This is a genomic window from Polaribacter sp. (assembly GCF_965656025.1).
In the GTDB taxonomy this organism is placed as follows: Bacteria; Bacteroidota; Bacteroidia; order Flavobacteriales; family Flavobacteriaceae; genus Polaribacter.
This window is the reverse complement of record NZ_CBFHJT010000112.1, coordinates 1-3,895: the sequence shown is the minus strand read 5'-3', so window position 1 is coordinate 3,895 and position 3,895 is coordinate 1. Positions and strand designations below refer to the sequence as shown.

Here is a 3,895-nt window from a genome sequence, read left to right as displayed (position 1 = left end):
TATCTTTTCCATTAATGTCTAAAACTGCTACTTTCATTATTTCTGAATAGTTATGTAAGAATTTTTGTGACCAGGAATTGCTCCTTTTACAACAAGTAAGTTCTTTTCAGCAACTACTTTTAAAACTCTTAAGTTTTGAACTTTCACTTTTTCACCACCCATTCTTCCGGCCATTCTCATTCCTTTGAATACTCTCGCTGGATATGATGCAGCACCAATAGAACCTGGAGCTCTTAAACGATTGTGTTGCCCGTGAGTGGCTTGACCAACTCCAGCAAAACCATGACGTTTTACAACTCCTTGGAAACCTTTACCTTTAGAAACACCAGATACATCGACAAACTCGCCTTCTTCAAAATGTTCAACTGTAATAGAGTCTCCTAAATTATACTCTTTTTCAAACCCTTGAAATTCAATGACTTTTCTTTTAGCAGTGGTGCCAGCTTTTTTAAAGTGACCGTCTAACGCTTTGTTAGAACTCTTCGCCTTTTTGTCATCGAAACCCAATTGTAACGCATTGTATCCGTCTACCTCTTCGGTTCTGACTTGGGTAACAACGCATGGACCTGCTTCGATTACTGTACAAGGAATGTTCTTCCCGTTTTCATCAAATAAGCTGGTCATTCCAATTTTTCTTCCTATTAACCCAGACATTTAGTTAAAATTTTAGACGAATAGATAAATTTTCCAGCGCGTCTAATTAATATTCTTTTTTTTGAAACATTAGTTTCTAAAATCCTTTGAGTTTCCATCAAAAAAAACAGCGCAAAACAAATTCAACGCTGATTTTGTTTTTCCGTTTTTCCTTTGCGAAACGCTCTGGACATGTTACTATTACTGAAAATTTACTCAGATAATAGCCTAACCCTACTCTATTTCGGGTTGCAAAAGTATTAAAAACTTTCGGTTTAACAAAATTAAACCGAAAGTTATATACTTTTTAGTTTTTAGAGATTCCGAAGCAAGTTCGGAATGTATTCAACTAATAACTTTTCTAATGAAAAGTTTAGTTTCATTACACTTTAATCTCAACTTCAACACCACTTGGTAACTCAAGTTTCATTAAAGCATCAATAGTTTTTGAAGAAGAACTATAAATGTCTAATAACCTTTTGTAAGCAGCTAATTGAAATTGCTCTCTTGACTTTTTATTTACGTGCGGAGAACGCAATACTGTAAATATTTTTTTATGTGTTGGTAAAGGTATTGGCCCATTTACAACTGCACCTGTACTTTTTACCGTCTTTACAATCTTTTCAGCAGATTTATCTACTAAATTGTAATCGTAAGACTTTAATTTTATTCTAATTTTTTGACTCATCTTGTATAATTTAGTAGGTTATCCTTTCGCTTTTGCAATTACATCTTCAGAAACATTAGAAGGAGTTTCCGCGTAATGAGAAAATTCCATAGTAGAAGTTGCTCTACCAGAAGACATTGTTCTTAAAGCAGTTACATAACCAAACATTTCAGATAAAGGAACTAAAGCTTTTACAACTTTTGAACCAGCTCTATCACTCATGTCGTTTACTTGACCTCTTCTTCTATTTAAATCACCAACGATGTCACCCATATTTTCTTCTGGAGTTAACACCTCTAACTTCATTAATGGCTCCATAATTTTAGCTTGAGCTGCTTTTGCTGCCGCTTTAAAACCTAATTTAGCTGCTAACTCAAAAGATAATTGATCTGAATCGACTGCGTGGAAAGAACCGTCTTTTAAAGTAACTTTCATAGAATCCATTTCATAACCTGCTAATGGACCATTTTTCATTGCTTCTTTAAAACCTTTCTCTACAGATGGTACAAATTCTTTTGGTACATTACCACCTTTAATAATAGATTCGAATTGTAAACCTTGAACACCTTCATCTGCAGGCTCCATAGTAAATACGATATCTGCAAATTTACCACGTCCACCAGATTGCTTTTTGTAAACTTCTCTATGATCTGCAGCAGCAGTAATCGCTTCTTTATACTCAACCTGAGGTTGACCTTGATTTACTTCTACTTTAAATTCACGTTTCAAACGGTCTACAATTACATCTAAATGTAATTCTCCCATACCAGATATAATGGTTTGTCCTGAAGCTTCATCAGTTCTAACTGTAAAAGTTGGATCTTCTTCTGCTAATTTACCTAAACCAATACCCAATCTATCAACATCTGCTTTTGTTTTAGGCTCTACAGCAATACCAATTACTGGATCTGGAAAATCCATTGATTCTAAAACAATTGGATGTGCTTGATCTGAAAGTGTATCTCCTGTTTTTATAGATTTAAAACCTACAGCAGCTCCAATATCTCCAGCTTCAATATAATCAATAGCATTTTGCTTATTAGCATGCATTTGATAAATACGAGAAATACGTTCTTTTTTCTGAGATCTGTTGTTTAAAACATAAGAACCCGCATCTAAACGACCAGAATAAGCTCTAAAAAACGCTAAACGACCAACAAATGGGTCTGTTGCGATTTTAAATGCTAATGCAGCAAACGGCTCTTTAACATCTGGTTTACGTAATTCTTCTTGATCTGTATCTGGATTTACACCAACAATACCTTCTTTATCTAAAGGTGATGGTAAATAACGACAAACAGCATCTAAAAGAAACTGTACACCTTTATTTTTAAACGCAGAACCACAAATCATAGGAATGATAGCCATATCCATAACAGCAGCTCTTAGTGCAGCATGCACTTCTTCTTCTGTAATTGAATCTTCATCTTCCATGAATTTTTCTAAAAGATTCTCGTCATAACTTGCAACTTCTTCAATTAAAAGTGCACGATACTTACGAGCTTCTTCTTTCATATCTTCAGGAATATCAATAACATCAAATGTTGCTCCCTGAGTTTCATCATGCCAAATTATAGCACGGTTTTTTACTAAATCTATGATACCTTTAAACTCATCCTCGTCACCAATATTTAAAACGATTGGCACCGCATTTGACTTTAACATATCTTTTACTTGTTGACAAACAGCTAAAAAATCAGATCCTTGACGATCCATTTTGTTTACAAAACCGATTCTTGGAACTTTATAATTATCTGCTAATCTCCAGTTTGTTTCAGATTGTGGCTCTACACCATCAACAGCTGAAAACAAAAACACCAAACCATCTAATACACGTAAAGACCTATTTACTTCTACCGTAAAATCTACGTGACCAGGAGTATCAATTATATTAAAGTGATATCCTTTTGTTTCTGGAGTTGGTTGTGCATTTTCTAATGGAAACTGCCATGTACAAGTAGTAGCTGCAGAAGTAATTGTAATACCTCTTTCTTGCTCTTGTTCCATCCAGTCCATTGTTGCTGCACCATCATGTACTTCTCCAATTTTATGAGAAACACCTGTATAATACAATACACGTTCTGTTGTTGTGGTTTTACCAGCATCAATATGCGCTGCAATACCTATATTTCTTGTGAATTTTAAATCTCTAGCCATTTCTATTAAAATCTAAAGTGAGAGAATGCTTTATTAGCTTCTGCCATTTTATGAGTATCTGTTTTCTTCTTAACGGCTGCTCCTTCTTCTTTTGCTGCTGCTAAAATTTCAGCCGCTAAACGTTGAGCCATTGTTTTTTCATTACGCTTTCTTGCGTATAAAATCATCCACTTAATAGCCATAGACACTTTACGGTCTGGTCTAATTTGCATTGGAATTTGAAATGTTGCACCACCTACTCTACGAGATCTTACTTCTACGTGAGGCATTACATTTGATAAACCATCTTTCCAAATTTCTAAAGCTGATTTTTCTTCTTCTCCTTTTCTTTCTTCTACGATATCTAGTGCATCATAGAAAACTTTGAACGCTACAGACTTTTTACCATCCCACATTAAATTGTTAACAAAACGTGTTGCTAACTGATCATTAAACTTT

The 3,895-nt window shown here is 34.6% G+C and carries 4 protein-coding genes; all 4 read right to left on the bottom strand.

The features are described from left to right. Nucleotides 1-36: 36 nt before the first annotated feature. Nucleotides 37-654: a 50S ribosomal protein L3 gene (rplC, locus tag ACTG3S_RS14025; protein ID WP_439129956.1), complete on the bottom strand. Its 618-nt coding sequence runs from the start codon at nt 652-654 to the stop codon at nt 37-39. 361 nt (nt 655-1,015) lie between these two features. Then, nucleotides 1,016-1,321, bottom strand: a complete 306-nt coding sequence (gene rpsJ / locus ACTG3S_RS14020; protein ID WP_068363283.1) for a 30S ribosomal protein S10 — start codon at nt 1,319-1,321, stop codon at nt 1,016-1,018. Nucleotides 1,322-1,339: 18 nt separating this feature from the next. Further along, nucleotides 1,340-3,457 carry an elongation factor G gene (gene fusA / locus ACTG3S_RS14015; protein WP_439129955.1) on the bottom strand — a complete coding sequence of 706 codons (2,118 nt, stop codon included), beginning with the start codon at nt 3,455-3,457 and terminating at the stop codon, nt 1,340-1,342. A 5-nt stretch (nt 3,458-3,462) separates the two neighbouring features. After that, a partial coding sequence (gene rpsG, locus ACTG3S_RS14010; protein ID WP_439129954.1) for a 30S ribosomal protein S7 occupies nt 3,463-3,895 on the bottom strand: 433 nt, incomplete at its 5' end.

Excerpts from the sequence above, each read along its gene's own strand:
- rplC (WP_439129956.1), bottom strand. The coding sequence starts at position 654 with ATGTCTGGGTTAATAGGAAGAAAAATTGGAATGACCAGCTTATTTGAT.
- rpsJ (WP_068363283.1), bottom strand. The coding sequence starts at position 1,321 with ATGAGTCAAAAAATTAGAATAAAATTAAAGTCTTACGATTACAATTTA.
- fusA (WP_439129955.1), bottom strand. The coding sequence starts at position 3,457 with ATGGCTAGAGATTTAAAATTCACAAGAAATATAGGTATTGCAGCGCAT.